The organism is Mesorhizobium sp. B2-5-3 (assembly GCF_006441005.1).
Taxonomy (GTDB): domain Bacteria; phylum Pseudomonadota; class Alphaproteobacteria; order Rhizobiales; family Rhizobiaceae; genus Mesorhizobium.
Map to the genome: position 1 here is coordinate 481,531 of NZ_VFUS01000003.1, position 23,307 is coordinate 504,837.

Genomic DNA, 23,307 nt, shown 5'->3' on the forward strand with positions numbered 1-23,307 from the left:
CGCATCAGATGCAAGGGGTTTTCGAGGACCCCGAAAGGAGAACGGCATGAACCAAGAGGTCATGAATCTCTTCAATCCCCAGGCGCCGGCGCAGGTGTTCGATTCCATCCGGATATCGCTCGCCAGCCCTGAGAAGATTCTGTCCTGGTCGTTCGGCGAGATCAAGAAGCCGGAGACCATCAACTACCGCACCTTCAAGCCGGAGCGTGACGGTCTGTTCTGCGCGCGCATTTTTGGCCCGATCAAGGACTACGAGTGCCTGTGCGGCAAGTACAAGCGCATGAAGTACAAGGGCGTCATCTGCGAAAAGTGCGGTGTCGAAGTCACGCTGTCGCGCGTTCGCCGCGAGCGCATGGGCCATATCGAGCTGGCGGCACCCGTCGCCCATATCTGGTTCCTGAAGTCGCTGCCCTCGCGCATCGGCACGCTGCTCGACATGACCCTGAAGGACATCGAGCGCGTCCTCTACTTCGAGAACTACATCGTCACCGAACCCGGCCTCACCGCGCTGAAGGAGCACCAGCTGCTCAGCGAGGAAGAGTACATGATCGCCGTCGACGAATATGGCGAGGATAGCTTCACCGCCATGATCGGCGCCGAGGCCATTCATGACCTTCTGGCCGGCATGGACCTGGAGAAGATCGCCGGCGACCTGCGTTCGGAGCTGGCTTCGACCACGTCCGAGCTGAAGCAGAAGAAGTATCTGAAGCGGCTCAAGGTCGTCGAGAACTTCATGGAGTCCGGCAACCGTCCGGAATGGATGATCATGAAGGTGGTTCCGGTGATTCCGCCGGACCTGCGCCCGCTCGTCCCGCTGGACGGCGGACGTTTCGCGACGTCGGACCTCAACGATCTCTATCGACGCGTCATCAACCGCAACAACCGTCTGAAGCGGCTGATCGAGTTGCGTGCCCCCGGCATCATCGTGCGCAATGAAAAGCGCATGCTGCAGGAAGCCGTCGACGCGCTGTTCGACAACGGCCGCCGTGGCCGCGTCATCACCGGCGCCAACAAGCGTCCGCTGAAGTCGCTGTCGGATATGCTCAAGGGCAAGCAGGGCCGGTTCCGCCAGAACCTGCTCGGCAAGCGCGTCGACTATTCCGGCCGTTCGGTCATCGTCACCGGTCCGGAGCTCAAGCTGCACCAGTGCGGCCTGCCCAAGAAGATGGCGCTCGAACTGTTCAAGCCCTTCATCTACGCCCGCCTCGACGCGAAGGGTTACTCCTCGACCGTCAAGCAGGCGAAGAAGCTGGTCGAGAAGGAGCGTCCGGAAGTCTGGGATATCCTCGACGAGGTTATCCGCGAGCATCCGGTGCTCTTGAACCGCGCGCCGACGCTGCACCGCCTAGGCATCCAGGCGTTCGAGCCGATCCTGATCGAAGGCAAGGCGATCCAGTTGCATCCGTTGGTCTGCACGGCCTTCAACGCCGACTTCGACGGCGACCAGATGGCGGTCCACGTGCCGCTGTCGCTGGAAGCGCAGTTGGAAGCCCGTGTGCTGATGATGTCGACCAACAACATCCTGCACCCGGCTTCCGGCGCGCCGATCATCGTGCCGTCGCAGGACATGGTTCTGGGTCTCTACTACCTCTCGATCGTCAACCAGAACGAGCCGGGCGAGGGCATGGTGTTTGCCGACATGGGCGAACTCCAGCACGCGCTCGAGACCAAGGCGGTGACCCTGCACGCCAAGATCAAGGGCCGCTTCCGCTCGGTCGACGCCGAGGGCAAGGTCGTGTCGAAGATCTACGACACCACGCCTGGCCGCATGATCATCGGCGAGCTTCTGCCGAAGAACGTCAACGTGCCTTACGAGACCGCCAACCAGGAGATGACCAAGAAGAACATCTCCAAGATGATCGACACCGTCTACCGCCATTGCGGTCAGAAGGAGACCGTCATTTTCTGCGATCGCATCATGGCGCTCGGTTTTGCTCATGCCTGCCGCGCCGGCATTTCATTCGGCAAGGACGACATGCTGATCCCGGACACCAAGATCAAGCTGGTGTCGGACACCGAGGCCTTGGCCAAGGAATACGAGCAGCAGTACAATGACGGCCTGATCACGCAGGGCGAGAAGTACAACAAGGTCGTCGACGCCTGGGCCAAGTGCTCGGAAAAGGTCGCCGACGAAATGATGGCCCGCATCAAGGCGGTCGAGTTCGAGGACAATGGTCGTCAGAAGCCGATGAACTCGATCTACATGATGTCGCACTCCGGTGCGCGCGGCTCGCCCACCCAGATGCGCCAGCTCGCCGGCATGCGCGGCCTGATGGCCAAGCCATCGGGTGAAATCATCGAGACGCCGATCATCTCCAACTTCAAGGAAGGCCTGACCGTGCTCGAGTACTTCAACTCGACCCACGGCGCCCGCAAGGGTCTGGCAGACACCGCCTTGAAGACGGCGAACTCGGGCTATCTCACCCGTCGTCTGGTCGACGTGGCGCAGGACTGCATCGTCAACTCCGTGGACTGCGGCACCGACAAGGGCCTCACCATGCAGCCGATCGTCGATGCCGGTCAGGTCGTCGCTTCGGTCGGCCAGCGCGTGCTGGGCCGCACCGCGCTCGACGACATCAACCATCCGGTGACCGGCGAATTGCTGGTCAAGGCCGGAACGCTGATGGACGAGCGCGACGTGGAGCAGATCGAGAAGGCCGGCGTGCAGTCGGTCCGCATCCGCTCGGCGCTGACTTGCGAAGTCAGGGTCGGCGTCTGCGCAGTCTGCTACGGACGCGATCTGGCCCGGGGCACCCCGGTCAACCAGGGCGAGGCCGTCGGCGTCATCGCGGCGCAGTCGATCGGCGAGCCGGGCACCCAGCTCACCATGCGTACCTTCCACATGGGCGGTACGGCGCAGGTGGTGGATAGCTCGTTCCTTGAAGCCTCCTATGAGGGCAAGGTCGAGATCCGCAACCGCAACGTGGTGCGCAACTCGGACGGCCAGCAGATGGTCATGGGCCGCAACATGGCGGTGCTGATCCTCGACGAGGCCGGCAAGGAGCGCGCCACGCACCGCGTCACCTATGGTTCGCGCATCTTCGTGGACGATGGCGACAAGGTGAAGCGCGGCCAGCGCATCGCCGAATGGGATCCTTACACCCGCCCCATCCTCACCGAAATCGAGGGCAAGGTGGCGTTCGAGGATCTGGTCGACGGCATTTCCGTCCAGGAAACGGCCGACGAGTCGACCGGCATCACCAAGCGCGAGGTCATCGACTGGCGTTCGACGCCGCGCGGCAACGACCTGAAGCCGGCGATCGTCGTTCAGGACGCCAAGGGCAAGGTCGGCAAGCTGTCGAAGGGCGGCGATGCCCGCTTCCTGCTCTCGGTCGAGGCCATTCTCTCGGTCGAGCCGGGTGCTCAGGTTCGTCCCGGCGACGTCCTGGCGCGTATCCCGATGGAAAGCGCCAAGACCAAGGACATCACCGGCGGTCTGCCGCGTGTTGCCGAGCTGTTCGAGGCCCGTCGTCCGAAGGATCACGCCATCATCGCAGAGATCGATGGTACGATCCGCTTCGGCCGCGACTACAAGAACAAGCGCCGCATCATCATCGAGCCGCATGACTCGACGCTTGAGCCTGTCGAATACCTGATCCCGAAGGGCAAGCCGTTCCATCTCCAGGACGGCGACGTCATCGAGAAGGGCGACTACATCCTCGACGGCAATCCGGCGCCGCACGACATCCTGGCGATCAAGGGCGTGGAGGCGCTTGCGTCCTACCTCGTCAACGAGATCCAGGAGGTCTACCGTCTGCAGGGCGTGTCGATCAACGACAAGCACATCGAGGTGATCGTTCGCCAGATGCTGCAGAAGGTCGAGATCACCACGCAGGGCGACTCGACCTATATTCCGGGCGACCACGTCGACGTGATCGAACTGGAAGAGGTCAACGAGCGCCTGATCGAGGACGGCAAGAAGCCGGCCGAAGGTCAGCCGGTGCTGCTCGGCATCACCAAGGCCTCGCTGCAGACGCCGTCCTTCATCTCGGCCGCCTCCTTCCAGGAGACGACCAGAGTGCTGACGGAAGCCGCGGTTGCCGGCAAGACCGACATGCTGCAGGGCTTGAAGGAAAACGTCATCGTCGGCCGGCTGATCCCGGCCGGTACCGGCGGCACGATGAGCCAGATCCGCCGCATCGCCACCTCGCGCGACGAACTGATCATCGACGAGCGCCGCAAGGCCTCCGGTGTCGAAGTCGCCGAGCCGATGCTGGCCGACATGACAACCGCCGCGCAGTAAGCGCGGCGGCACGAAATCTCAGGCAACAAGGCCGCCGGGGCAACCTGGCGGCCTTTTCGTTTCAACGAACGATCGAGGAAGGCAGATGAGCACGAAAACCTGGACGGCTGTCGATAACTACATCGTTTCCTCGCTCTTCGAGGGGGATCCCGTTCTCGACGCGGTCCTGGCGGCCAACCGCGACGGTGGCTTGCCGGCGATCGACGTCTCGGCGGCGCAAGGAAAGCTACTCTCGCTGCTGGTGCGCATTCGCGGCGCGAAAAAGGTGCTCGAGATTGGTACGCTGGGCGGTTATTCCACCATCTGGATGGCGCGGGGATTGCCGGCCGGCGGCAAGATCGTGACGCTCGAACTCGATCCGCACCACGCCAAGGTCGCGCGTTCGAATTTCGAGCGGGCAGGGGTTTCCCGACGGGTCGATCTGCGGGTCGGGCCGGCGCTGCAGTCGCTCGCTGCGCTGGGCGCCGAAAACGCTGGGCCGTTCGACCTCGTTTTCATCGACGCCGACAAGCCTAACAACCCCAACTATCTCTCCTGGGCCATGCGGCTGTCGCGCTCGGGAACGGTCATCGTCTGCGACAACGTCATCCGTGACGGCGCGGTGCTCGATGAGGATGGTCGCGACGCCAATGTCGAAGGTGCACGCGCTGCATTCTCTTTCATCGGTGCCGACAAGCGCCTGGACGGCACCGCGATCCAGACTGTCGGCGCCAAGGGCTATGACGGGTTTGCCATAGCGATTGTCGATTGAGTTGTTGCGATGGCGGTCGGATCCGAGATCCGGGCGACAGTCGCTGTTCAGTCGAAGAACGCTTCGACCACATTGCGCTTGCCGAGCATGAAGGCGTCGGCGACATGCTGGAGCGGCGCCAGGTCGACATCGGAGATACCGGCGCGCACGATCTCGGCGAAACGCCTGTAGAGTTCAGGATATTCCGCTTCCGGTTCTTCATGGACGACGCGGCCGTCGATGGCGAGTTTCGAGCCACCGCCCGAGAGCACCATCTTGCCGGTATCGGTATCGGCAAGAATGTCCCAGCTCTGCGGTCCGGTCTGGAGCCAATCGAGATCCATCGTCACCGCCGAACCATTCGCCGCACGGAAGGCGACCTGGGCTGCGATCGGCGCGTCGCGGTTCTCCGGGAAATCGAGCGCGGCCGAGGTGATGTACATGGCGGGCAGGATGTAGGTCGCGATCGACAGCGCGTTGATGCCTGGATCGAAGACGCCGAAGCCGCCAGGTTGCCAGATCCAGTCCTGGTTCGGGTGCCAGCGGCGCACGTCTTCCTTCCAGACGATCGCCGCTGATCTGATCTTCGTCGATGCCAAGAATGTCCGTGCCGCTTCCACCGCCGGGGCATAGCGCGAATGCCAACTGGCGAACAGCGACACGCCCTGTTTTGCCGCCAGCGCCTTCAGGTCCTCGACCTCGCTGACCGTGGCGCCGGGCGGCTTTTCCAGGAACACGTGCTTCTTCGCGTCGAGTGCGATGCGCGCCGCAGCGTAGCGGAATTGCGGCGGCATGCAGAGTGAGACGGCGTCGAGTTCGGGAACGGCGCCAAGCATCGTCTCGATATCGGGAAAATTCTGGATGTCTTCAACCTTGCCATGCCGACTGGCAGCGGCGAGCAGCCGGTAGTCGCGGTCCTTGGCAAGCGCCGGAAGGTGCTGGTCGCGGACGATCTTGCCGACACCGACAATACCTATCTTGATGGGCTGGGACACGGCCGCTCCGTCTGTGGATGATGGTGAGCGCTTCTTATCAGAACACTTGCCCCGGACAAGCCGAAGCCGAAAGGTCAACTCCGTCTTTGCCGGAGCTGCAGCGTGGGCCTTTCACTCGTTGGAAGGCTTCAGCGGCGATTCGAACGGCAAGGGCCGGCACGCTTTCAGATCGGCACGTCAAAGGTCACGATCGACACTTCGCCTTCGAGCGCGCCTTGGAAGGCCGAAAGATGCGGCTCCTCGTCGGGCTCGCCCTCCATGTCGCCGATCTGGTCGAGCTCGGCTTCGGCGTAACCCTCCGCCGCCAGCGATTCGAGCGCACGGCGCACCGCCGAATCGTCATCAGGCGCAACCAGCATGACGTGCACGCCTTCCGGCTTGCCGCCTTTTCTCTTCCACACCCGGCCGGTGATGATGGTGACCGGGCGTTCCTCGTTGTCGTTCACGGGCCGATTCCTTCGCGGCGAGGGGCTTTGACTGTTCATGCGGCTTTTTTCGCATGAAGCCGCGCCGCGCAACAGCCAAAACCCGGTCACTTTCTTCCTCGCCCTTGCAAAATGACGAAAGAAAATTACATGCGGTTTACGCATGGCTGCCAAGCCCCGGCTTCAATGCAATATTTGCCGCTCCGGGGTTGACGGTACGCGGGCTTGCGAGTAGAAGCCGCCCAGTCAGAACCGATGTGAGGCTCTCCCTTCCGAAGCGACACGCTTTGGAGTTTGCCTCAAACAGGGTTCGTTTTACGAGCGAAAAGACATTTCCGGCGTGCACGAAGCGGTATCCGCTTCCTCTGCGATTTGTTCGGGCAAGACCGCAAGGCGCGGTTTGTGGCCCGAATTTGCGTATGGAAATGACGCTTTGAGCGAGCCTTGACCGGCACGAGACACGGAATTGAGAGACAAGAGGGTTTAATGCCTACCGTCAACCAGCTGATCCGCAAGCCGCGCATTGCGCCGGTGAAGCGCAACAAGGTCCCGGCCATGCAGCAGAACCCGCAGAAGCGGGGCGTCTGCACGCGCGTCTACACAACGACGCCGAAGAAGCCGAACTCGGCGCTGCGCAAGGTGGCCAAGATCCGCCTGACCAATGGTTTCGAGGTGATCGGTTACATCCCCGGCGAAGGTCACAACCTTCAGGAGCACTCCGTGGTCATGATCCGCGGCGGCCGCGTCAAGGACCTTCCGGGTGTCCGTTACCACATCATCCGCGGAGTGCTCGACACGCAGGGTGTGAAGAACCGCAAGCAGCGCCGTTCGAAATACGGTGCCAAGCGTCCGAAGTAAGGTTTTCCGGCTTCGGCGCTTTTTTGACTGCGCCGGGCTATGAGAGATTGAGAGACAAAAGCCATGTCCCGTCGTCACAGTGCAGAAAAGCGTGAGATCAATCCGGACCCCAAGTTCGGCGATCTGATCGTCACCAAGTTCATGAACGCCGTCATGTATGACGGCAAGAAGTCGGTTGCCGAGACCATCGTCTACGGCGCGCTCGACCAGGTCCAGTCGAAGACCAAGCAGGAGCCGGTCACCGTCTTCCATCAGGCGCTCGACAATGTCGCGCCGCATGTGGAAGTGCGTTCGCGTCGCGTCGGCGGCGCCACCTACCAGGTTCCGGTCGACGTGCGCCCCGAGCGCCGTCAGGCGCTGGCCATCCGCTGGCTGATCGCCGCGGCCCGCAACCGCAACGAGACCACCATGGTCGACCGCCTTTCCGGCGAGCTGATGGACGCGGCCAACAACCGCGGCACCGCCGTGAAGAAGCGTGAAGACACCCACAAGATGGCTGAAGCCAACCGCGCCTTCGCGCACTACCGCTGGTAAAGCGCGAAAGAGACTGAGAGGCAGTTACGATGGCCCGCGAATATAAAATCGAAGACTACCGCAATTTCGGTATCATGGCGCATATCGACGCCGGCAAGACGACGACCACCGAGCGCGTCCTCTATTACACGGGCAAGTCGCACAAGATCGGCGAAGTGCACGACGGCGCCGCGACCATGGACTGGATGGAGCAGGAGCAGGAGCGCGGCATCACGATTACGTCGGCCGCGACCACGACCTTCTGGAAGGGTCGTGACGGCAAGATGCACCGCTTCAACATCATCGACACGCCCGGACACGTCGACTTCACCATCGAGGTCGAGCGTTCGCTGCGCGTGCTTGACGGCGCCATCGCGCTGCTCGACGCCAATGCCGGTGTGGAGCCGCAGACGGAAACCGTCTGGCGCCAGGCCGACAAGTACCGCGTGCCGCGTATGATCTTCTGCAACAAGATGGACAAGACCGGCGCCGACTTCTACCGCTCGGTCGAGATGATCGGCTCGCGCCTCGGTGCGCAGGCTGTCGTCATGCAGCTGCCGATCGGCGCCGAGACCGAATTCAAGGGCGTCGTCGACCTGGTCGAGATGAACGCGCTGGTCTGGCGCGACGAGACGCTGGGCGCTGCCTGGGACGTCGTCGAGATCCCGGCCGACCTCAAGGCCCGCGCCGAGGAATACCGCGAGAAGATGATCGAGGCCGCCGTCGAGATGGACGAGACGGCTCTTGAGAACTACCTCGAAGGCAAGATGCCGTCGAATGACGAGATCCGCGCGCTGATCCGCAAGGGCACCATCGCGGTCAAGTTCTTCCCGATGTTCTGCGGCTCGGCATTCAAGAACAAGGGCGTGCAGCCTCTGCTCGACGCCGTCGTGGAATACCTGCCGTCGCCGGCCGATGTGCCCGCGATCAAGGGTGTCGATGCCAAGACCGACGCCGAGATCGAGCGTCACGCCGTCGACGACGAGCCGCTGTCGATGCTGGCGTTCAAGATCATGAACGACCCGTTCGTCGGTTCGCTGACCTTTGCCCGCATCTATTCGGGCAAGCTCACCAAGGGCATCTCGGTCGACAACACCGTGAAGGGCAAGAAAGAACGCATCGGCCGCATGCTGCAGATGCATGCGAATTCCCGTGCCGACGTTGAAGAGGCCTATGCCGGCGACATCGTCGCTCTCGCAGGTCTCAAGGACACGACCACCGGCGACACGCTGTGCGATCCGCTTCATCCGGTCATCCTCGAGCGTATGGAATTCCCCGATCCGGTCATCCAGATCGCCATCGAGCCGAAGACCAAGAACGACCAGGAAAAGATGGGCCTCGCTCTGCATCGCCTGGCTGCCGAGGATCCGTCCTTCCGCGTCAAGACCGACGAGGAAAGCGGCCAGACCATCATTTCCGGCATGGGCGAGCTGCACCTCGACATCATCGTCGACCGCATGCGCCGCGAGTTCAAGGTCGAGGCCAATGTCGGTGCACCGCAGGTGGCTTATCGCGAGACGATCACCCGCAGGCACGAGCAGGACTACACGCACAAGAAGCAGACCGGTGGTACCGGGCAGTTCGCTCGCGTGAAGATCGTCTTCGAGCCGAACCCCGAGGGCGAGGATTTCGTGTTCGAGTCCAAGATCGTCGGCGGCGCTGTGCCGAAGGAATACATCCCGGGTGTCGAGAAGGGCCTGCTGAGCAAGATGGGTTCCGGCCCGTTTGCCGGGTTCCCGATGATCGGCGTCAAGGCTACCTTGATCGACGGCGCTTTCCACGACGTCGACTCTTCGGTGCTCGCATTCGAAATCGCTTCCCGCGCTTGCTTTATGGAAGCTTCGCCGAAGCTCGGCGTGCAGCTGCTCGAGCCGATCATGAAGGTCGAGGTCGTGACGCCGGAAGATTATGTCGGCGGTGTCATCGGCGACCTCAACGGCCGTCGTGGCCAGATCCAGGGCCAGGAAGCCCGCGGCGTGGCAGTCGTCATCAACGCGATGGTGCCGCTCGCCAACATGTTCAAGTACGTCGACAATCTGCGCTCGATGAGCCAGGGCCGTGCGGCCTACACGATGCAGTTCGACCATTACGAGCCGGTCCCGACCGCGGTCGCCCAGGAAGTCCAGAAGAAATACGCGTAACCCGGCAGGGTGCTGCGGCAACTTAATTAAGAGCCCGTACGGGCGAGCAGGAATGGAGACATCACATGGCAAAAGGTAAATTCGAGCGCACCAAGCCGCATGTGAACATCGGCACGATTGGCCACGTTGATCATGGCAAGACGTCTTTGACGGCAGCGATCACCAAGTATTTTGGCGAATACAAGCGCTATGACCAGATTGACGCGGCGCCGGAAGAGAAGGCGCGCGGCATCACGATTTCGACGGCTCACGTCGAGTACGAGACGGAGAACCGCCACTACGCCCATGTCGACTGCCCCGGCCACGCCGACTATGTGAAGAACATGATCACGGGTGCGGCGCAGATGGACGGCGCGATCCTGGTTGTGTCGGCCGCCGACGGCCCGATGCCGCAGACCCGCGAGCACATCCTTTTGGCCCGCCAGGTCGGCGTGCCGTCGATCGTGGTGTTCTTGAACAAGGTCGACCAGGTCGACGACGCCGAGCTGCTTGAGCTGGTCGAGCTCGAGGTTCGCGAATTGCTGACCAAGAACGAGTTCCCCGGCGACGACATTCCGATCGTCAAGGGTTCGGCGCTGGCGGCGCTGGAAGATTCGGACAAGAAGATCGGCGAGGACGCGATCCGCGAGCTGATGGCTCAGGTCGACGCCTACATCCCGACGCCTGTTCGTCCGCTGGACAAGCCGTTCCTGATGCCGATCGAGGACGTGTTCTCGATCTCGGGCCGCGGCACGGTCGTGACCGGTCGCGTCGAGCGCGGCGTGGTCAAGGTCGGCGAGGAGCTGGAGATCATCGGCATCCGTCCGACCACCAAGACGACCTGCACGGGCGTCGAGATGTTCCGCAAGCTGCTCGACCAGGGCCAGGCGGGCGACAACATCGGCGCGCTGCTGCGCGGCGTCGACCGTGAAGGTGTCGAGCGCGGCCAGGTTCTGGCCAAGCCCGGTTCGGTGAAGCCGCACAAGAAGTTCGTGGCCGAAGCCTACATCCTGACCAAGGACGAGGGTGGCCGTCACACGCCGTTCTTCACCAACTACCGTCCGCAGTTCTACTTCCGCACCACCGACGTGACCGGCATCGTGTCGCTGCCGGCCGGCACCGAGATGGTGATGCCTGGCGACAACATCACGGTCGACGTCGAGCTGATCGTGCCGATCGCCATGGAAGAGAAGCTGCGCTTCGCCATCCGTGAAGGCGGCCGCACCGTCGGTGCCGGCATCGTCGTCACCATCAAAGAGTAATTTGGACTTAAACCGATCTGTCGCGGGCGCGGGTGCCCGCGCCGCGCCAGAACAAGGAAGTGACGCATGAACGGACAGAATATCCGCATCCGCCTGAAGGCGTTTGATCACCGGGTGCTCGACGCCTCGACGCGCGAAATCGTGTCGACGGCCAAGCGCACCGGTGCCAACGTCCGCGGCCCCATTCCGCTGCCGACGCGGATCGAAAAGTTCACGGTCAACCGGTCGCCTCACGTCGACAAGAAGAGCCGCGAGCAGTTCGAGATGCGCACGCACAAGCGTCTGCTCGATATCGTCGATCCGACCCCGCAGACCGTCGATGCTTTGATGAAGCTCGATCTGGCCGCCGGTGTCGACGTCGAGATCAAGCTCTAAGGGAATGAGAGCGCGGTAAGGGGCGGTGCCCCTGGCCCGGAACTCTAAAGGAATTGAACCGATGCGTTCAGGTGTGATTGCAAAGAAGGTGGGAATGACCCGCATCTACAACGATGCCGGGGAACATGTTCCCGTCACCGTTCTCCAGATGGAGAACTGCCAGGTCGTGGCGCAGCGCACGCAGGAGAAGAATGGCTACACCGCCGTTCAGCTCGGCGTTGGCCTTGCCAAGGTGAAGAACACGTCGAAGGCCATGCGCGGCCATTTCGCGACCGCTTCCGTCGAGCCGAAGGCCAAGCTTGCCGAGTTCCGCGTCTCTGCCGACAACATGATCGATGTCGGCGCCGAGATCACCGTCGAGCATTTCGTCGCCGGCCAGAAGGTCGACGTCACCGGCACGACGATCGGCAAGGGTTTTCAGGGCGTCATCAAGCGCCACCATATGGGTGGTGGCCGCGCGACCCACGGTAACTCGGTCTCGCACCGCACGCATGGTTCGACCGGCCAGCGCCAGGACCCCGGCAAGGTGTTCAAGGGCAAGAAGATGGCCGGCCACATGGGCGACACGCGCGTCACCACGCAGAACGTCGAGATCGTCTCGACCGATGCCGACCGCGGCCTGATCCTGATCCGCGGCGCGGTTCCCGGGTCGAAGGGTGCCTGGATCCTGGTTCGCGACGCCGCCAAGGTGGCGCTTCCGGCCAATGCGCCGAAGCCCGCCGCGATCCGCCCAGTTGCTGCCGGTATGGGCACGAAGAATGAGGCTCCGGCCACAGAGGGAGCGGAATAATGGATCTCAAGATCACAACGCTGGGCGGCAAGGACGCCGGCAAGGTGAAACTCTCCGAGGAGATTTTCGGCCTTGATCCGCGCGAGGACATTTTGCAGCGCGTCGTGCGCTGGCAACTCGCCAAGAAGCAGCAGGGCACGCACAAGGCCAAGGGCCGCGCCGAGATCGCGCGCACCGGCGCCAAGATGTACAAACAGAAGGGTACGGGCCGCGCCCGTCACCATTCGGCACGCGCTCCGCAGTTCCGCGGCGGCGGCAAGGCTCACGGCCCGGTCGTTCGCAGCCACGAGCACGAGCTGCCGAAGAAGGTCCGCGCGCTCGGCCTCAAGCATGCTCTCTCGGCCAAGGCCAAGAGCGCGTCGATCATCGTCATCGACGAGCTGAAGCTGACCGAGGCAAAGACCAAGGCGCTGATCGCGAATTTCGCGACGCTGGGCCTGACGAACGCCCTGGTGATTGGTGGCGCCGAGCTCGACCGGAACTTCAAGCTGGCCGCGACCAACATCCCGAACATCGACGTGCTGCCCATCCAGGGCATCAACGTCTACGACATTCTGCGCCGCGGCACGCTGGTCCTTTCGAAGGCCGCCGTCGAGGCTCTCGAGGAGCGCTTTAAATGACCGACCTTCGTCACTACGACGTAATCGTCAGCCCGGCGATCACCGAAAAGTCGACCATGGCTTCCGAGCAGAACCAGGTCGTCTTCAACGTCGCCAAGAAGGCGTCGAAGCCGGAAATCAAGGCCGCCGTCGAAGCGCTGTTCGGCGTCAAGGTGATGGCCGTGAACACGCTTGTCCGCAAGGGCAAGATCAAGCGCTTCCGCGGCACGATCGGCCGCCAGAGCGACGTCAAGAAGGCGGTAGTGACGCTGGCCGACGGCCAGTCGATCGACGTCGCGACGGGTCTCTGAGCAAGGCCGCGAGGACAGGACAATGGCACTTAAAAAATTCAACCCGATAACGCCGAGCACCCGTCAGCTGGTCATCGTCGACCGCTCGGGCCTCTACAAGGGCAAGCCCGTCAAGGGTCTGACCGAGGGCCTGACCAAGTCGGGCGGCCGTAACAATTACGGCCGCATCACTGCACGCTTCATCGGCGGCGGTCACAAGCGTTCGTACCGCATCATCGATTTCAAGCGCCGCAAGTTCGACGTCGTCGGCACGGTCGAGCGCATTGAATACGATCCGAACCGCACCGCCTTCATCGCGCTGATCAAGTATGACGATGGCGAGCTGTCCTACATCATCGCTCCGCAGCGCCTTGCCGCAGGCGACAAGATCGTGGCTGGCGAAGCGGTCGACGTGAAGCCGGGCAATGCGATGCCGCTGGCCTCGATGCCGGTCGGCACGATCGTCCACAACATCGAGCTGAAGCCGGGCAAGGGCGCCCAGGTCGCCCGTTCGGCTGGCGGTTACGCCCAGCTCGTCGGCCGCGACCAGGGCATGGCGATCCTGCGCCTCAACTCGGGCGAGCAGCGTGTCGTTCACGGCTCCTGCATGGCTACCGTCGGTGCCGTGTCCAACCCGGACCACGGCAACATCAACGACGGCAAGGCCGGCCGCACGGTTTGGCGTGGCAAGCGCCCGCACAATCGCGGCGTGACCATGAACCCGGTCGACCACCCGCATGGCGGTGGTGAAGGCCGCACCTCCGGTGGCCGCCATCCGGTCTCGCCGTGGGGCAAGCCGACCAAGGGCAAGAAGACGCGGTCCAACAAGGCGACCGACAAGTTCATCCTGCGCTCGCGCCATCAGCGCAAGAGCTAAGAAGAGGTAACGCCAAGTGACTCGTTCTATTTGGAAAGGCCCCTTCATCGACGGCTACCTTCTCAAGAAGGTGGACAAGGTTCGTGAAGGTGGTCGCAATGAGGTGATCAAGATGTGGAGCCGTCGCTCCACCATCCTGCCGCAGTTCGTCGGCTTCACCTTCGGTGTCTACAACGGCCAGAAGCATGTTCCCGTCTCGGTGAACGAGGACATGGTCGGTCACAAGTTCGGTGAATTCGCTCCGACGCGGACCTATTACGGTCACGGCGCGGATAAGAAGGCGAAGAGGAAATAATCATGGGCAAGGCCAAAGCTCCGCGCAGGCTTGCTGACAACGAAGCGCGCGCCGTACTGCGCACGATCCGTATCAGCCCGCAGAAGCTGAACCTGGTTGCCGCGCTGATCCGCGGCAAGAAGGTCGCGACAGCGCTTTCCGACCTGGAATTCTCGGCCAAGCGGATTTCCGGCACGGTCAAGAAGACGCTGGAATCGGCGATCGCCAACGCGGAAAACAACCACGACCTCGACGTCGATGCGCTGATCGTGGCGGAAGCCTATGTCGGCAAGTCGATCGTCATGAAGCGGTTCCATGCCCGGGGCCGTGGTCGCGCCAGCCGTATCGAGAAGCCGTTCTCGCACCTCACGATCGTCGTTCGTGAAGTCGAAGAAAAAGGGGAGGCCGCATAATGGGCCAGAAAGTCAATCCGATCGGTCTTCGCCTCGGCATCAACCGCACCTGGGATTCGCGCTGGTTCGCGAACACCGGCGAGTACGGCAAGCTGCTGCATGAGGACATCAAGATCCGCAAGTACCTCGAGAAGGAGCTCAAGCAGGCTGCCATCTCGAAGGTCGTGATCGAGCGTCCGCACAAAAAGTGCCGCGTCACCATCCATGCCGCGCGCCCGGGTCTGATCATCGGCAAGAAGGGCGCCGACATCGAGAAGCTTCGCAAGAAGCTGATGGAGATGACCAAGTCCGAGACGCACCTCAACATCGTGGAAGTGCGCAAGCCGGAAATCGACGCGACCCTGGTCGCCCAGTCGATCGCCCAGCAGCTCGAGCGCCGCATCGCGTTCCGCCGCGCCATGAAGCGTGCCGTGCAGTCGGCGATGCGCCTCGGTGCCGAAGGCATCCGCATCAACTGCTCGGGCCGTCTCGGCGGCGCCGAAATCGCGCGCATGGAATGGTACCGCGAAGGCCGCGTGCCGCTGCACACGCTGCGCGCCGATGTCGACTATGGCACGGCCGAGGCGAATACGGCGTACGGCATCTGCGGCGTCAAGGTGTGGGTGTTCAAGGGCGAGATCCTCGAGCACGACCCGATGGCTTCGGAGCGCCGCGCGACCGAGGGCGATCATGCGCATGGCGGTGGTGGTGGTGATCGCGAACGCGGTCGTCGTCGCGAAAACGCCTGAGACATTTAGGAATTTGGAGTTAGAACGATGCTGCAGCCAAAGCGCACAAAGTTCCGCAAGCAGTTCAAGGGCCGTATCCACGGTACCGCCAAGGGCGGGACCAACCTGGATTTCGGTGGTTTCGGGCTGAAGGCGCTTGAGCCGAACCGCGTCACCGCGCGCGAGATCGAAGCGGCCCGCCGCGCGATCACCCGCGAGATGAAGCGCGCCGGCCGTGTCTGGATCCGTATTTTCCCGGATCTGCCGGTCACCTCGAAGCCGACCGAAGTCCGCATGGGCAAGGGCAAGGGCGCGGTCGACTACTGGGCGGCGCGCGTCAAGCCGGGCCGGATCATGTTCGAGATCGACGGCGTCAACGAAGAAACCGCCCGTGAGGCACTGCGTCTCGGCGCGGCCAAGCTCTCGGTCAGGACGCGCTTCGTACAGCGCATCGCAGAATAAGGACGGGCTGATCATGAAAGCCGAAGACATCCGGACCAAGACCCAGGACCAGCTGACCGACGACCTGGCCAGCCTGAAGAAAGAGCAGTTCAACCTGCGCTTCCAGAAGGCGACCGGCCAGCTCGAAAAGACCGCGCGCGTGAGGCAGGTCCGCAAGGACATTGCGCGTATCAAGACCATCGCTGCGGAAAAGTCCGCGGCTAAGAAGGCTTAAGGACGAAAACCATGCCAAAGCGCATTCTGCAGGGCACCGTCGTCAGCGACAAGAACGAGAAGACGGTTGTCGTCAAGGTCGAACGGCGCTTCACGCATCCCGTGATGAAGAAGACCGTGCGCATGACCAAGAAGTACAAGGCGCACGACGAGAACAACGCCCACAAGGTTGGCGATCAGGTGTTCATCCAGGAATCGAAGCCGATTTCCAAGGACAAGCGCTGGATCGTCGTGTCTTCGGACCAAGCCTGATCTCTGGGCGTAAACAAACGAATTTTGGACAGACCGGGGAGGGGTGAAGAACCCGTCCCGTTAGAAAAGAAGAAGGCGGCCAGTCATGATTCAGATGCAAACAAACCTCGACGTCGCGGATAATTCCGGCGCCCGTCGTGTCATGTGCATCAAGGTGCTGGGCGGCTCGAAGCGGAAATACGCTTCCGTAGGCGACATCATCGTGGTGTCGATCAAGGAAGCCATCCCGCGCGGCCGCGTGAAGAAGGGCGATGTGATGAAAGCGGTCGTGGTTCGCACGGCCAAGGACATCCGCCGCCCGGACGGCAGCGTGATCCGTTTCGACAAGAACGCGGCCGTTCTCGTCGACAACAAGAAAGAGCCGATCGGCACGCGTATCTTCGGACCGGTTCCGCGCGAACTCCGCGCCAAGAACCACATGAAGATCATCTCGCTCGCGCCTGAAGTGCTGTAAGGAGCCGGACCAATGCAGAAGATTAGAAAAGGCGACAAGGTCGTCGTGCTGGCTGGCAAGGACAAGGGCCGTTCGGGCGAAGTCCTGTCGGTTCAGCCGAAGGACGACACCGCGCTGGTGCGCGGCGTCAACATGATCCGTCGTCACCAGAAGCAGTCCCAGTCCCAAGAGGGCGGGATCATCACCAAGGAAGCGCCGATCCAGCTGTCGAACATCGCGCTGGCCGACCCCAAGGATGGCAAGCCGACCCGCGTCGGCTTCATCTTCCAGAAGGACGGCAAGAAGGTGCGCGTCGCCAAGCGCTCGGGAGAAGTCATCAATGGCTAAGGCTCAAACCAAGCAGGCGACTGCCCAGAACACGCCGCGCCTCAAGCAGGTCTACAACGAGACCATCCGCAAGGCCTTGCAGGAGCAGTTCGGCTACGACAACGAGATGCAGGTTCCGCGCATCGACAAGATCGTGCTGAACATGGGCGTTGGCGAAGCGACCGGCGATTCGAAGAAGCCTTCGATCGCGGCCGAGGATCTGGCGATGATCGCCGGCCAGAAGGCCGTCGTCACCCGCGCCCGCAATTCGATCGCAGGCTTCAAGGTCCGCGAGAAGATGCCGATCGGCGCCAAGGTCACGCTGCGCAAGGAACGCATGTACGAGTTCCTCGACCGCCTCGTGAACATCGCGCTGCCGCGCGTCCGCGACTTCCGCGGACTGAATCCGAAGAGCTTCGATGGCCGTGGCAACTACGCCATGGGCATCAAGGAACACATCGTGTTCCCGGAGATCAACTACGACAAGGTTGATCAGATCTGGGGCATGGACGTCATCGTTTGTACGACTGCGAAGACGGACGACGAAGCCAGGGCACTGCTCAAGGCCTTCAACTTCCCCTTCCGCCAGTAACGGCAGCGAGAAAAGGAAAAATCTGAAATGGCAAAGACCAGCTCAGTCGAGAAGAACAACAGGCGCCGCAAGCTTGCCGACCAGTACGGTCCCAAGCGCGCTGCCCTGAAGGCGATCATCATGGACCAGTCCAAGCCGATGGAGGAGCGCTTCCGCGCTCAGCTCAAGCTTGCCGCCATGCCGCGCAACTCGGCCAAGATCCGCATCCGCAACCGCTGCGAAGTCACCGGCCGTCCGCGTGCCTACTATCGCAAGCTCAAAGTATCGCGCATCGCGCTTCGTGATCTCGGCAATAACGGCCAGATCCCGGGCCTGGTCAAGTCGAGCTGGTAAGGAGGACATAACATGTCATTGAGCGATCCTCTCGGCGATATGCTGACCCGCATCCGCAACGCCTATGGCCGCAAGAAGTCGAGCGTGTCGACGCCGGCCTCGCGTCTGCGCACCCGCGTCCTCGACGTGCTGAAGGCTGAAGGCTATATCCGCGACTACAGCCAGACCGATTTCGACAACGGCAAGTCCGAAATCGAGATCGAGCTGAAGTATTTCGACGGAGCGCCGGTGGTGCGCGAAATCGCCCGCGTCTCGAAGCCGGGCCGCCGCGTTTACGTTTCGGCCAAGTCGATCCCGCATGTCGCCAACGGCCTCGGTATCGCCATCCTTTCGACGCCGAAGGGCGTGATGGCCGACCACGAAGCGCGCGAACAGAACGTCGGTGGCGAGATCCTCTGCCAGATCTTCTGATCCGGCAGCGTGATCCCGAAAAAAATGGAATCCGGTCTTCGGATCGTCCCGAAGACAGAGACCTGAAACAAGAGAAGTGACGAGGACAACAAAATGTCTCGTATTGGAAAGAAACCCGTTTCGCTGCCGCAGGGCGTGACCGCGACCGTCAACGGCCAGACCGTGACGGCGAAGGGCCCCAAGGGCGAGCTGAAGTTCGTGGTCAACGACGAAGTGCTGGTCAAGATGGAAGGCAGCGAGATCGCTGTCGAGCCGCGCGACCAGTCCAAGACCGCCCGCTCCAAGTGGGGCATGTCGCGCACGCAGATCGTCAACATCCTGCAGGGCGTCAAGGACGGCTTCGAGAAGAAGCTCGAGATCACCGGCGTCGGCTATCGCGCCGCCTTGCAGGGCAAGAACCTGCAGCTGGCGCTCGGCTTCAGCCACGACGTCGTCTACGAGACGCCGCAAGGCATCACCATCACCGTGCCGAAGCCGACCGAAATCACCGTGGCCGGCATCGACAAGCAGCAGGTCGGCCAGGTGGCTGCGGAAATCCGCGAATACCGTGGTCCCGAGCCCTACAAGGGCAAGGGCGTCCGCTACGCAGGCGAGAAGATCGTCCGCAAGGAAGGCAAGAAGAAGTAGTGGGTTTGGCCCCGGGAAGGTGCAGACTTTTCGGAAGGGGCCAAGCCAGGAAGTGTAACGCCGCGGGGAGCGGTCGCGGGAGGCGCTTTCGCCTACCGCACAGGGCGGCCCCCGTTTTCTGAAGGCAAGGAAGACCATCATGGGTACCAAGGAAGCCACTCAGCGCCGCGCGCAGCGCGTCCGCCGCCAGATCAAGAAGGTCGCCGGCGAGCGTCCGCGCCTGTCGGTTCACCGCACGTCGAAGAACATCTACGTCCAGGTCATCGACGACGCCAAGGGCCACACCATCGCTGCCGCCTCGACCCTCGAGAAGGACCTCAAGGGTTCGCTCAAGACCGGCGCAGATACCGCTGCCGCTGCCGCGATTGGCAAGCTGATCGCCGAGCGTGCCGCCAAGGCGGGAGTCAAGGAAGTCGTCTTCGACCGCGGCCCGTACATCTATCACGGCCGCGTCAAGGCGCTGGCCGAGGCGGCTCGTGAAGGCGGCTTGAGCTTCTAAGCCTGATCCGGACCGAAAGTCGGCAGAAAGTTGCAGACTTTTCGAAACGGATCATGCAAGGGAGTGATGATTTTCACCGTCGGCGACCCGCAATGAGGCGTCGGCATTCAGCAACCCGTGCTTCCGGAAAAGAACAAGGAACAGGATATGGCACAGGAACGTAGGGATGGCGGCCGCGGCCGCGATCGTGAAGAACGCGATGACGGCATGGTCGACAAGCTCGTCCACATCAACCGTGTCGCCAAGGTCGTCAAGGGCGGCCGCCGCTTCGGTTTTGCAGCACTCGTCGTCGTCGGCGACCAGAAGGGCCGCGTCGGCTTCGGTCACGGCAAGGCGCGCGAAGTGCCGGAAGCCATCCGCAAGGCAACCGAATCGGCCAAGCGCGACATGATCTTCGTGCCGCTGCGCTCGGGCCGCACGCTGCACCACGACGTCGAGGGACGCTGGGGCGCCGGCCGTGTTCTCCTGCGCGCCGCCAAGCAAGGTACCGGCATCATCGCCGGCGGCCCGATGCGTGCCGTCTTCGAGACGCTCGGCATGCATGACGTGGTCGCCAAGTCGATGGGGTCGTCGAACCCTTACAACATGGTTCGCGCCACTTTCGACGCGCTGAAGAGCCAGATGCATCCCAAGGATGTGGCTGCCGCGCGCGGCATCAAGTATTCGACCCTTCAGGCCCGCCGCGGCACCGCCGTCGCGGCTGAAGAATAGTCGATCTGACCAGGGATTTTGACCATGGCCAAGAAAGCAACCAAGACCATCACCGTTGAGCAGATCGGTTCGCCGATCCGCCGCCCGAAGGAACAGCGCGCGACGCTGGTCGGCCTCGGCCTCAACAAGATGCACAAGCAGCGCACGCTGGAAGATACGCCTTCCGTGCGCGGCATGATCGCTGCCGTCCAGCATCTCGTCCGCGTCGTGGACGAGGGCTGAGCACAGGCGCAGGAGAAGCAAGATGAAACTCAACGATCTGCGTGACAAGGACGGCGCGACGCATTCGAAGAAGCGTCTCGGCCGCGGCATCGGCTCCGGTTCCGGCAAGACTGCCGGTCGCGGCGTCAAGGGCCAGAAGGCGCGCTCCGGCGTCGCCGTCAACGGCTTCGAGGGCGGCCAGATGCCGCTCTATCGGCGCCTGCCGAAGCGTGGCTTCAACAACATCTTCGCCAAGAGCTTTACCGTCGTCTCGCTGGCCCGTATCCAGGCCGCTGTAGACGCCAAGAAGCTCGATGCGAAGGCGACCGTGACGGCCGAGGCGCTGGTAGCCGCCGGCGTCATCCGTCGCGTGAAGGACGGCGTGCGCGTGCTGTCGGACGGCGATCTCAAGGCGAAGCTCGCCTTTGACGTCGCCGGGGCCTCCAAGGCCGCGATCGAGAAGATCGAAAAGGCCGGCGGTTCGGTCAAGCTGCCGCAAGAGGCGGCCGCCGAGTAACAGCAATTTGAAGCGCGCTCGGCAAGGCCGGATCCGGTTTTGCTTTCGATCGCGCTTCGACCTGTTCAATATGGCGGCCGCGTCAACGCGGCCGCTTGCATGTTTACAGTCCGGAGCTTATCTCGTGAGCTTCGGTGACACGCGCCGCCTGACCTTAGGGCCATCAAGCGTGACCAAGCGGAGAATCGGGCATGGCTTCGGCTGCTGAACAACTAGCCTCGAATCTGAATTTCTCAGCCTTCGCCAAAGCGGAGGACCTGAAGAAGCGAATCTGGTTCACCGTCGGCGCGCTGCTCGTCTACCGCCTCGGCACCTACATCCCGCTTCCCGGCATCAATCCCGATGCCTTCGCGCAGGCCTTCTCTTCGCAGAGCAAGGGCGTGCTGGGCATGTTCAACATGTTCGCCGGCGGCGCCGTGCAACGCATGGCGATCTTCGCGCTCGGCATCATGCCTTACATTTCCGCTTCCATCATCATGCAGCTGATGACCTCGGTCATCCCGTCGCTGGAAGCGCTGAAGAAGGAAGGCGAGCAGGGCCGCAAGGTCATCAACCAGTACACGCGCTACGGCACGGTGCTCCTGGCGCTGGTGCAGGCCTATGGTATTTCGGTCGGGCTTGAAGGCGGCAACGGCATCGTCAGCGATCCCGGCATGTTCTTCCGCATCTCGACCGTCGTCACGCTGGTCGGCGGCACCATGTTCCTGATGTGGCTCGGCGAGCAGATCACCGCGCGCGGCATCGGCAACGGCATTTCGCTGATCATCTTCTCCGGCATCGTCGCCGGCCTGCCGCATGCCATTTCCGGCACGCTGGAACTCGGCCGCACCGGAGCGCTGTCGACCGGCCTGATCCTGGCGATCATCGTGCTGGCCATCGTCGTCATCGCGCTCATCGTCTTCTTCGAGCGCGCCCAGCGGCGTCTGCTGATCCAGTATCCGAAGCGTCAGGTCGGCAATCGCATGTTCCAGGGCGACACTTCTCACCTGCCGCTCAAGCTCAACACGTCGGGCGTCATCCCGCCGATCTTCGCCTCGTCGCTGCTCTTGCTGCCGGCCACCGTCGCCGGCTTCTCGCAGACCACGAACATGCCGGCCTGGGCCAGCACCATCCTGGCCTCGCTCGGCCATGGCCAGCCGCTCTACATGTTGTTCTACGCGGCGATGATCGTGTTCTTCGCCTTCTTCTACACCGCGATCGTGTTCAATCCGAAGGACACCGCCGACCAGCTCAAGAAGCACTCCGGCTTCATTCCCGGCTATCGTCCGGGCGAGCGCACCGCCGACTATATCGACTACGTTCTTACCCGCATCACCGTCGTCGGCGCCATCTATCTGGTGCTGGTCTGTCTGCTGCCGGAGTTCCTGATCTCGGCGACTGGCGTACCATTCTACCTTGGTGGCACATCGCTTCTGATCGTGGTCAGTGTCACGCTCGACACGGTTGCGCAGATTCAGGGCCACCTGATCGCGCACCAGTATGAAGGCCTGATCAAGAAGTCGAAGCTGCGCGGGGGGAAGAAAGCCAGATGAGGTTGATTTTGCTTGGGCCGCCAGGAGCGGGCAAGGGGACACAAGCACAAAGACTGGTAGAGAGACACGGCATCCCCCAGCTTTCCACGGGCGACATGCTGCGCGCCGCGGTCCAGGCCGGTACCGAAGTCGGCAAGCGCGCCAAGGCGGTCATGGATGCCGGCGAGCTGGTCTCGGATGCCATCGTCAACGCCATCGTGGCCGAGCGCATTGACCAGCCCGATTGCGCCAATGGTTTCATCCTCGACGGCTACCCGCGTACGCTGGTGCAGGCTGATGCGGTTGAATCGATGCTTGACGAACGTGGCATTGCGCTCGACACCGTCATCGAGCTTGTCGTCGACGACAAGGCGCTGGTCGGCCGTATCGTCAAGCGAGCCGATGAGGCCAAGGCAGCCGGTCAGCCGGTGCGCAAGGACGACAATCCGGCGGTGTTCGAGGAGCGGCTGCGGGAATATTACAAGAAGACCGCTCCGCTGATCGGCTATTATTATGCCAAGCGCCGGCTGAAGAGCGTGGACGGCATGGCTGGCATCGATGCCGTGACGTCGGAGATCGAAGCCGTGCTCGCGGCGACGGTGAAAGAGGCCGCCTCGGCCAAATAGCGATTGTGCTTGACTGAAGCGGTCCGCTGGGGTATGGCGGCCCGTCTTCCTGTCAGGCATGGAGTTTGCTTGCCCGCAAGGGCAGGGCAGCCGTTTTTGACCAGGAAACTCCCGCAAGGGC

General features: G+C 62.5%; 31 protein-coding genes. 29 read left to right on the top strand and 2 right to left on the bottom strand.

Features of this window, described 5'->3' with window-relative positions; all coding sequences use genetic code 11:
• Window positions 1-46 precede the first annotated feature (46 nt).
• Together rpoC and FJ867_RS09995 are read left to right on the top strand one after the other, a co-directional pair.
• Entirely contained in the window at window positions 47-4,243 is a 4,197-nt protein-coding gene (gene rpoC, locus FJ867_RS09990) for a DNA-directed RNA polymerase subunit beta' (RefSeq protein WP_140501630.1), read from the top strand.
• An 85-nt stretch (window positions 4,244-4,328) separates the two neighbouring features.
• Window positions 4,329-4,994: an O-methyltransferase gene (locus tag FJ867_RS09995; protein WP_140817279.1), complete on the top strand. Its 666-nt coding sequence runs from the start codon at window positions 4,329-4,331 to the stop codon at window positions 4,992-4,994.
• A 47-nt stretch (window positions 4,995-5,041) separates the two neighbouring features.
• On the opposite strand, the gene FJ867_RS10000 is transcribed toward FJ867_RS09995, so the two are convergent.
• Both FJ867_RS10000 and FJ867_RS10005 read right to left on the bottom strand, forming a co-directional pair.
• Complete coding sequence (locus FJ867_RS10000; protein ID WP_140817281.1) at window positions 5,042-5,968, bottom strand: Gfo/Idh/MocA family oxidoreductase; 927 nt, start codon at window positions 5,966-5,968, stop codon at window positions 5,042-5,044.
• A gap of 164 nt (window positions 5,969-6,132) precedes the next feature.
• Window positions 6,133-6,414, bottom strand: a complete 282-nt coding sequence (locus FJ867_RS10005) for a transcriptional regulator (RefSeq protein WP_140501636.1) — start codon at window positions 6,412-6,414, stop codon at window positions 6,133-6,135.
• A 465-nt stretch (window positions 6,415-6,879) separates the two neighbouring features.
• On the opposite strand from FJ867_RS10005, the gene rpsL reads away from it, so the two are divergent.
• From rpsL to FJ867_RS10140, 27 genes are all read left to right on the top strand, one after another.
• Complete coding sequence (rpsL, locus tag FJ867_RS10010) at window positions 6,880-7,251, top strand: 30S ribosomal protein S12 (RefSeq protein ID WP_006333356.1); 372 nt, start codon at window positions 6,880-6,882, stop codon at window positions 7,249-7,251.
• 63 nt (window positions 7,252-7,314) lie between these two features.
• Window positions 7,315-7,785: a 30S ribosomal protein S7 gene (gene rpsG / locus FJ867_RS10015; RefSeq protein ID WP_008875664.1), complete on the top strand. Its 471-nt coding sequence runs from the start codon at window positions 7,315-7,317 to the stop codon at window positions 7,783-7,785.
• Between the two features lie 29 nt (window positions 7,786-7,814).
• Complete coding sequence (gene fusA, locus FJ867_RS10020; protein ID WP_140764431.1) at window positions 7,815-9,905, top strand: elongation factor G; 2,091 nt, start codon at window positions 7,815-7,817, stop codon at window positions 9,903-9,905.
• Window positions 9,906-9,970: 65 nt separating this feature from the next.
• Window positions 9,971-11,146 carry an elongation factor Tu gene (gene tuf / locus FJ867_RS10025; protein ID WP_140515452.1) on the top strand — a complete coding sequence of 392 codons (1,176 nt, stop codon included), beginning with the start codon at window positions 9,971-9,973 and terminating at the stop codon, window positions 11,144-11,146.
• A 66-nt stretch (window positions 11,147-11,212) separates the two neighbouring features.
• Complete coding sequence (gene rpsJ, locus FJ867_RS10030) at window positions 11,213-11,521, top strand: 30S ribosomal protein S10 (RefSeq protein WP_006205468.1); 309 nt, start codon at window positions 11,213-11,215, stop codon at window positions 11,519-11,521.
• A 61-nt stretch (window positions 11,522-11,582) separates the two neighbouring features.
• Window positions 11,583-12,311 carry a 50S ribosomal protein L3 gene (gene rplC, locus FJ867_RS10035; RefSeq protein ID WP_140501257.1) on the top strand — a complete coding sequence of 243 codons (729 nt, stop codon included), beginning with the start codon at window positions 11,583-11,585 and terminating at the stop codon, window positions 12,309-12,311.
• Window positions 12,311-12,931: a 50S ribosomal protein L4 gene (gene rplD, locus FJ867_RS10040; protein ID WP_140501259.1), complete on the top strand. Its 621-nt coding sequence runs from the start codon at window positions 12,311-12,313 to the stop codon at window positions 12,929-12,931. Before rplC ends, rplD begins: the two co-directional genes overlap by 1 nt.
• Entirely contained in the window at window positions 12,928-13,221 is a 294-nt protein-coding gene (locus FJ867_RS10045) for a 50S ribosomal protein L23 (protein WP_006205465.1), read from the top strand. Before rplD ends, FJ867_RS10045 begins: the two co-directional genes overlap by 4 nt.
• 22 nt (window positions 13,222-13,243) lie before the next feature.
• The gene (rplB, locus tag FJ867_RS10050) at window positions 13,244-14,077 is read left to right on the top strand and encodes a 50S ribosomal protein L2 (protein WP_140501261.1); all 834 of its coding nucleotides are present in this window, start codon (window positions 13,244-13,246) and stop codon (window positions 14,075-14,077) included.
• A 16-nt stretch (window positions 14,078-14,093) separates the two neighbouring features.
• A complete protein-coding gene (gene rpsS / locus FJ867_RS10055; protein ID WP_006205463.1) occupies window positions 14,094-14,372 on the top strand; it encodes a 30S ribosomal protein S19 in 279 nt (92 codons plus the stop codon).
• A gap of 2 nt (window positions 14,373-14,374) precedes the next feature.
• Entirely contained in the window at window positions 14,375-14,764 is a 390-nt protein-coding gene (gene rplV / locus FJ867_RS10060; protein WP_006205462.1) for a 50S ribosomal protein L22, read from the top strand.
• Window positions 14,764-15,492 carry a 30S ribosomal protein S3 gene (rpsC, locus tag FJ867_RS10065; protein WP_140501263.1) on the top strand — a complete coding sequence of 243 codons (729 nt, stop codon included), beginning with the start codon at window positions 14,764-14,766 and terminating at the stop codon, window positions 15,490-15,492. The genes rplV and rpsC overlap by 1 nt, the downstream gene beginning before the upstream one ends.
• 27 nt (window positions 15,493-15,519) lie before the next feature.
• The gene (gene rplP / locus FJ867_RS10070; protein ID WP_027026963.1) at window positions 15,520-15,933 is read left to right on the top strand and encodes a 50S ribosomal protein L16; all 414 of its coding nucleotides are present in this window, start codon (window positions 15,520-15,522) and stop codon (window positions 15,931-15,933) included.
• A 13-nt stretch (window positions 15,934-15,946) separates the two neighbouring features.
• Entirely contained in the window at window positions 15,947-16,147 is a 201-nt protein-coding gene (rpmC, locus tag FJ867_RS10075) for a 50S ribosomal protein L29 (RefSeq protein WP_006205459.1), read from the top strand.
• A gap of 11 nt (window positions 16,148-16,158) precedes the next feature.
• Complete coding sequence (gene rpsQ, locus FJ867_RS10080; RefSeq protein WP_010909280.1) at window positions 16,159-16,398, top strand: 30S ribosomal protein S17; 240 nt, start codon at window positions 16,159-16,161, stop codon at window positions 16,396-16,398.
• Between the two features lie 85 nt (window positions 16,399-16,483).
• Window positions 16,484-16,852 carry a 50S ribosomal protein L14 gene (rplN, locus tag FJ867_RS10085; RefSeq protein ID WP_006205457.1) on the top strand — a complete coding sequence of 123 codons (369 nt, stop codon included), beginning with the start codon at window positions 16,484-16,486 and terminating at the stop codon, window positions 16,850-16,852.
• 12 nt (window positions 16,853-16,864) lie between these two features.
• Entirely contained in the window at window positions 16,865-17,179 is a 315-nt protein-coding gene (gene rplX / locus FJ867_RS10090) for a 50S ribosomal protein L24 (protein WP_006205456.1), read from the top strand.
• Entirely contained in the window at window positions 17,172-17,750 is a 579-nt protein-coding gene (gene rplE / locus FJ867_RS10095) for a 50S ribosomal protein L5 (RefSeq protein ID WP_023717521.1), read from the top strand. The genes rplX and rplE overlap by 8 nt, the downstream gene beginning before the upstream one ends.
• Before the next feature lie 27 nt (window positions 17,751-17,777).
• A complete protein-coding gene (rpsN, locus tag FJ867_RS10100; protein WP_013895695.1) occupies window positions 17,778-18,083 on the top strand; it encodes a 30S ribosomal protein S14 in 306 nt (101 codons plus the stop codon).
• A 12-nt stretch (window positions 18,084-18,095) separates the two neighbouring features.
• On the top strand, window positions 18,096-18,494 hold the full coding sequence (gene rpsH / locus FJ867_RS10105) for a 30S ribosomal protein S8 (RefSeq protein ID WP_006205453.1): 399 nt from the start codon (window positions 18,096-18,098) through the stop codon (window positions 18,492-18,494).
• A 93-nt stretch (window positions 18,495-18,587) separates the two neighbouring features.
• Entirely contained in the window at window positions 18,588-19,121 is a 534-nt protein-coding gene (gene rplF, locus FJ867_RS10110; protein ID WP_140501269.1) for a 50S ribosomal protein L6, read from the top strand.
• 139 nt (window positions 19,122-19,260) lie between these two features.
• Complete coding sequence (gene rplR, locus FJ867_RS10115) at window positions 19,261-19,620, top strand: 50S ribosomal protein L18 (RefSeq protein ID WP_140501271.1); 360 nt, start codon at window positions 19,261-19,263, stop codon at window positions 19,618-19,620.
• A gap of 147 nt (window positions 19,621-19,767) precedes the next feature.
• Window positions 19,768-20,331: a 30S ribosomal protein S5 gene (gene rpsE / locus FJ867_RS10120; RefSeq protein ID WP_006333394.1), complete on the top strand. Its 564-nt coding sequence runs from the start codon at window positions 19,768-19,770 to the stop codon at window positions 20,329-20,331.
• Between the two features lie 24 nt (window positions 20,332-20,355).
• Window positions 20,356-20,553: a 50S ribosomal protein L30 gene (gene rpmD, locus FJ867_RS10125; protein ID WP_006205449.1), complete on the top strand. Its 198-nt coding sequence runs from the start codon at window positions 20,356-20,358 to the stop codon at window positions 20,551-20,553.
• Between the two features lie 22 nt (window positions 20,554-20,575).
• A complete protein-coding gene (gene rplO, locus FJ867_RS10130; protein WP_140501273.1) occupies window positions 20,576-21,049 on the top strand; it encodes a 50S ribosomal protein L15 in 474 nt (157 codons plus the stop codon).
• Window positions 21,050-21,240: 191 nt separating this feature from the next.
• Window positions 21,241-22,581, top strand: coding sequence for a preprotein translocase subunit SecY (secY, locus tag FJ867_RS10135; RefSeq protein WP_140501275.1), 1,341 nt, complete (start codon window positions 21,241-21,243; stop codon window positions 22,579-22,581).
• Window positions 22,578-23,186, top strand: coding sequence for an adenylate kinase (locus FJ867_RS10140; RefSeq protein WP_140501277.1), 609 nt, complete (start codon window positions 22,578-22,580; stop codon window positions 23,184-23,186). Before secY ends, FJ867_RS10140 begins: the two co-directional genes overlap by 4 nt.
• Window positions 23,187-23,307 lie beyond the last annotated feature (121 nt).